Raw genomic sequence first — 5,011 nt, 5'->3', positions numbered from 1 at the left:
GGCGATCCTGTTACGCATTCCCGGAACGCCGCTTGCCGCCGCGACCCTTTTCGACGGCTATCCGCTGGCGCAGAAGGGGCGCGCTGCGGATGCCATCGGCATCGCGATATCCGCCTCCGCGCTCGGCGGGCTGTTTGGCGGTCTCGTGCTGATCCTGGCGGCGCCGGTTCTCGCAGACTTCGCCTCGAACTTCTCACCGCCGGAATATGCGATGCTGGCGCTGACAGGCCTGATCGCGATCGCGGTCGTTTCCGAGGGTTCGCTGCTCAAAGGTTTGATGACAGGCTGTCTCGGCCTCCTGATCGCCACCATCGGCACGGATGAATTCTCGACCGGCTTCCGCTTCACCTTCGGCAGTTTCGAGATGTTGAACGGCTTTCACATCGTTGCGATCGTCGTCGGCATTTTCGCCATCTCCGAAATGGCGCATCAGGTTCAGGGCAATGACCTCAATCAGAAATCCGACGTCAAGATCGTCAGGCCCGGTTTCAGAACCCTCCTGATCACGCTCCGGCACTGGAAGAACCTGCTCCGTTCCTCGACCATCGGCGCGGCCTTCGGCGCGCTTCCCGGCGTCGGCGGCACGATCTCCACCTTCGCCTCCTATGCCGTCGCCAAGGCGTTTTCCAAGCCGGAGGACGGCTATGGCGAAGGCGCGGAGGGCGGCATCGTCGCCACCGAAAGCGCCAATAACGCGACGGTCGGCGGCGCGATGGTGCCGACCATGGCGCTCGGCATTCCAGGCGAGGCCTCGTCCGCCGTGCTGATCGGCGCGATGCTGATCCTGGGCTTCTTTCCCGGACCGGCGCTTTTCGAACAGCAGCCGGAAATCGTCGGCGGCGTGTTCCTCGTCTATCTGTTTTCTAATGTCTCGCTGCTGATCGTCGGCATTCTGGCAACGCCTGCCTTCGTCTGGGTGCTGCGGCTGAAGAAAAGCTATCTGATCCCGATCGTGCTGCTGCTCTGCGCCATCGGCACATTCGCCCTGCAGAGCTCCGTCTTCGACCTGTGGGTGATGATGGGTTTCGGCATCCTCGGCCTGCTGCTGCGCAATGCCGGCTATCCGCTGGCGCCGCTGGTGATCGGCGTGATTCTCGGTCCGCTTCTGGAAAACAATCTCCGCCGCGCGCTGCTGATTTCCCGCGAAGGCTACTGGATCTTTCTCGACCGGCCGGTTTCGGCGGTGCTTGTGGTCGTCAATATCATGCTCATCGCTGGTGCGATCTATTGGACGGTGCGTCGAAGGAGAGGCGTTCAAGCTGCGGAAAAGCCAGCGGGCTGAGCCGCGTCGCCTTACGAGGCATGGCGTCGCCATCCTGTCTCCGGCGCCTTTCGGTTATCTGGATGAAACCTCACCCTTGTTAATACGATCTAGCCACGCCGCCATGGATACCAGCGAGAGGCGGCTGGCCTCACAAAAATCGAGCGCGCGCAAATAGCCATGGATCAGCCCTTTTCCCTTCTCCAGCCTCACCGCGACGCCGGCCTTGCCGAGCGCCTCGGCATAGGCGCGGCCGCTGTCGCGCAGCGGGTCGTGCTCGGCGACCGCGATATAGGCCGGCGGCAGGCCGGCGTAGGTTTCAGCCAGAAGCGGAGCATAGCGCGGCGACTTTCGTTCTTCGACGTTCGGGCAATACATCGCCTCGACGCTGCCATCCATCCGGATCATCGGGCCATTCGTGTTTTCGCGATAGCACGGGCGCGAGGCGTCGAAGTCGCAGGCAGGATAGATCAGAAGCTGGCCAGTCAGCGTGACCGCGCTGCCGCGCAGACCAAGCGCCAAGGTGGCGATCGCGGCGGGAAACGGCTCTTCCGGAGCAAGCGCGTAATCGATGCTGATCACGGTTTGCCGGTTACAGGTTGCAATGCGGGCCGCGATGTCCCAATCGCTTTCCGGACTGCCCTGCGTCCACCCGCCGCCATGCATGAAGATCAGGCAGGGTTGCATGCCGCCGGACGTGTGCCGGAACACGCGGACCCGCACCGGGCCCGCAACGCTTTCGATCCAGTGTTCGTCGCCCGTGTCGTCCTCGGCGGGCGTCGGGAGTCTCATGGCATGGGTGATGACCTCAAACCGCTTGCGCCGGTCAGCAGGCGTCGCTCCCGGCTTCAGCACGGACCATTTTTCGGCCCAAAGCGTCAGGAACGGTTGCAGTTGCGGATCGATCATGGGCGTATCCCCGAAGGTTGGCTGTCGCGGCTTCAACACGTGATTTCGGCCTTTCCCCGATCTACGTTCGGAATGTGGCCTGAATGAAATTTATATTCTATAATATTGACTTAATGAAATAAAAAAATCCCTCTTCGATCCTGGAACATCCTCACTACAATCTGCAATTAATGCGCCTCAGGGCGCGGGAGGCTCACGCATGGCGTCTATCGGTATTGGCCTGATCGGAACCGGTTATATGGGGAAATGCCACGCCCTGGCATGGAATGCCGTCGGCCCGACCTTCGGCGATGGCCCGCCGGTCCGGCTCGTGCATCTGGCCGAGGTCGACCAGCAGCTTGCGCGCGACAAGGCCCGCTCGTTCGGCTTCGAGAAGGCGACGGGGAACTGGCGTGACCTGATCGCGGATCCGGCTGTGGACGTGATCTCAATTGCCGCGCCGAACGCATTCCATCCGGAAATGGCGATCGAGGCGCTCCACGCCGGCAAGCACATCTGGTGCGAAAAGCCGATGGCGCCGAAATTTAAGGATGCGCTGAGGATGCGCGAAGCCGCCCGCAGTGCCGGGCGCGCCGCGGTCCTCGGCTACAACTATATCCAGAACCCGATGATCCGGGAGATCGCGAACCTTCTCGATGAGGGCGCCATCGGGGAGGTCAACCACATCCGCATCGAGATGGACGAGGATTTCATGGCCGATCCGGACCAGTTCTTCTACTGGAAGAGCGAGGCAAGTTCCGGCTATGGCGCGCTCGACGATTTCGCGGTGCATCCGCTGTCGCTGATCCGGGTGCTGTTCGGGCGGCTTGCAAGCGTCACCACCGACATGGCGAAACCCTATGCCGAGCGTCCGCTGAAGACCGGCGGAAAGCGTGCCGTCGAAACCCATGATATCGCCAGCGTGCTGTTTCGCATGGAAAGCGGCGCTTCCGGCGTGCTGATGGCCAATCGCGTCGCCTGGGGCCGGAAGGGCCGGATCGCGATCCAGATCTTCGGCTCTGCCGGTTCGATCGCCTATGATCAGGAGCGGATGAACGAGGTTGAGCTCTACCGCGCCAATGGCCCGGCCCGGCAGGCCGGCTATACGCGCATTCTCGCCGGCCCGGCGCACCCGCCGTATGACCGCTTCATTCCCGCGCCGGGGCATGGTCTCGGCTTCAACGACCTTAAGGTCATCGAGTGCCATCACCTGATCGCCGCCATCGAAGGACGGGACGCGCATGTGATCGATTTCGAAAAGGGTGTCGAGATCGAACGCGCGGTCCACGCCATGGCCGCAGCCAATAAGCGGCGCGGCTGGGTGGACATCGACTATGGCTGAAGGATTTCGCCAAGGCTGTTCAAGAGAAGTCCGACGGGCGTCTGGAGATCGAGATCTTCGAAGCCGGGTCCAAGTACAAGGACAGCGAGGCGGCCGTGGCGGTGGAGCAGGGCGCAATCGACATTGCGATCCCGCAGTACCAACTGATCTCCCGTTTCGTGCCGGAAAGCGACTTTGAACAGTTGCCGATGCTTTACGGCATGGGTCGCGAAGAGATCTAGGCGATCGTGGCTGGATCGGGTCATCAAGGCGTCCGCTTCGTCCCTTGTCTGAACGTTGGCCCACCGGAACCGGCCTGGCATGCGTCGGAATGCTGGCATGCGGTTTCACGGCCCGGACCCAATCGCCGAAGATAGCCGTCAATAAGGGGTGTGGTTTATGTTCGAAGCGAATGGCGATAAGCGCACGCATCCTGTAATCTGGGCGCCATAGATTCGCAAACCCCCAACCATGCGCCCACGCGCTCGGCCTCTTTGCCGGGCTGGTCGCGGCCGCGCAGTTCTGACATCACCGAGGCGGATGCGGCGTTTTATGCCGGCATCGCCCTGAAAGCGCTGGATGACATCGTTCGGACGGAGCCGGTCTGGCCGGCTGCGGGCACGCCCGCCAGGCGCTGAAATGCGCCGGTTCCGCGGTTCGCCTGCAAGGGCGTGGCGAGGGTGAGGCAGCGCTTCGCGATGCCGTCCTGCTGCGGGCGGCGGGCGACGATCCGGGGCCGGCGGGCAGCGTTGTCCTCGCCTATCAGCGGCTCGCCACGCGAAGGCCGGCCATGTCCGCGCGGCATGTGGCAGAGCTTGCCGCACTGCTCGGACTTGGCGCCGGTGACGACGTCGTTGCCGTTGCGGATATCGCGGAGAACGCGCTCCGTTCCAGCCGTGCGGTTCCGTTCGCGGTGGCGGAACTCGTCGCCGGCGTTCTGGCTGTCCGCCCGGATTGTGAGCCGTTCGCCTGGGCGATGGCCGATATGCTGATCGCCGCAAGGCTCAAATGGGACCGGCCCGTGCCGCTGATGATGGCGTAGCGCTTCAGCCCCGCCTTCAGGACCATCGGTGGCAGGGGACGCGTGAGGGCGGGGGAGGCGGGCTTTCCTCGCGCGGTCTGCCTCGCGCTTGCGGAGGGCGCGGCTGCTGCGATTCGATCGGCAGAGGCGGTGGCGCGGCGTGCCGACATCCTGGTCGGCGTCGCGCCGAAGGTCAGGACCAGGGGAGCCCGGCCCGTCATCGAAAGGCTGCTCTCGGAAGACGCCATGCCGGCAAGTGCGCCGGACAGCAATCTGTCGCGCTGGGCTGTGGTCGATCCGCCAAAGAGCGTTCGGTCTGGCAACAGATAACTGGCCAGGACTTGGCGTTGATGCAGCTTTGCTCTCTCGTTCCCCGCGCTTGCGTGCCGCCGAAATCGGGATCAGTTCCGATACTCGCCGTTGTACTGTCCTACGGGCCTGAGCAGACAGGCCCTCTGCAAGGCAGACTTCCCGGATTCGCCGTAATAGTGCAGCAATCAACTCTGTTGGATGACTTTCT

At 63.2% G+C, this 5,011-nt stretch carries 4 protein-coding genes and 1 pseudogene; 4 read left to right on the top strand and 1 reads right to left on the bottom strand.

The window, feature by feature from the left end; translation table 11 throughout:
- Nucleotides 1-1,282: tripartite tricarboxylate transporter permease (locus B4E36_RS23955; RefSeq protein WP_345900912.1), on the top strand; the 1,282-nt coding region annotated here is incomplete at its 5' end.
- Between the two features lie 54 nt (nucleotides 1,283-1,336).
- Here B4E36_RS23955 and B4E36_RS23950 read toward each other — a convergent pair.
- A complete protein-coding gene (locus B4E36_RS23950) occupies nucleotides 1,337-2,170 on the bottom strand; it encodes an alpha/beta hydrolase (protein ID WP_345900911.1) in 834 nt (277 codons plus the stop codon).
- Between the two features lie 199 nt (nucleotides 2,171-2,369).
- Between B4E36_RS23950 and B4E36_RS23945 the strand changes: the two genes are divergently transcribed.
- The 3 genes and pseudogenes from B4E36_RS23945 (at nucleotide 2,370) to B4E36_RS23930 (ending at nucleotide 4,821) form a co-directional block, all read left to right on the top strand.
- On the top strand, nucleotides 2,370-3,491 hold the full coding sequence (locus tag B4E36_RS23945) for a Gfo/Idh/MocA family oxidoreductase (protein WP_345900910.1): 1,122 nt from the start codon (nucleotides 2,370-2,372) through the stop codon (nucleotides 3,489-3,491).
- Nucleotides 3,467-3,712 carry a hypothetical protein gene (locus B4E36_RS23940; RefSeq protein WP_345900913.1) on the top strand — a complete coding sequence of 82 codons (246 nt, stop codon included), beginning with the start codon at nucleotides 3,467-3,469 and terminating at the stop codon, nucleotides 3,710-3,712. The genes B4E36_RS23945 and B4E36_RS23940 overlap by 25 nt, the downstream gene beginning before the upstream one ends.
- A 252-nt stretch (nucleotides 3,713-3,964) precedes the next feature.
- A pseudogene (locus B4E36_RS23930) lies at nucleotides 3,965-4,821 on the top strand (DUF1403 family protein).
- Nucleotides 4,822-5,011: the final 190 nt, after the last annotated feature.

It is taken from the genome of Martelella sp. UBA3392, assembly GCF_002358775.1.
Lineage (GTDB): Bacteria > Pseudomonadota > Alphaproteobacteria > Rhizobiales > Rhizobiaceae > Martelella > Martelella mediterranea.
This window is presented reverse-complemented; position numbering and strand designations above follow the sequence as displayed.

Coding starts and splice junctions, on each gene's coding strand:
- B4E36_RS23950 (WP_345900911.1), bottom strand. CDS start 2,170: ATGATCGATCCGCAACTGCAACCGTTCCTGACGCTTTGGGCCGAAAAA.
- B4E36_RS23945 (WP_345900910.1), top strand. CDS start 2,370: ATGGCGTCTATCGGTATTGGCCTGATCGGAACCGGTTATATGGGGAAA.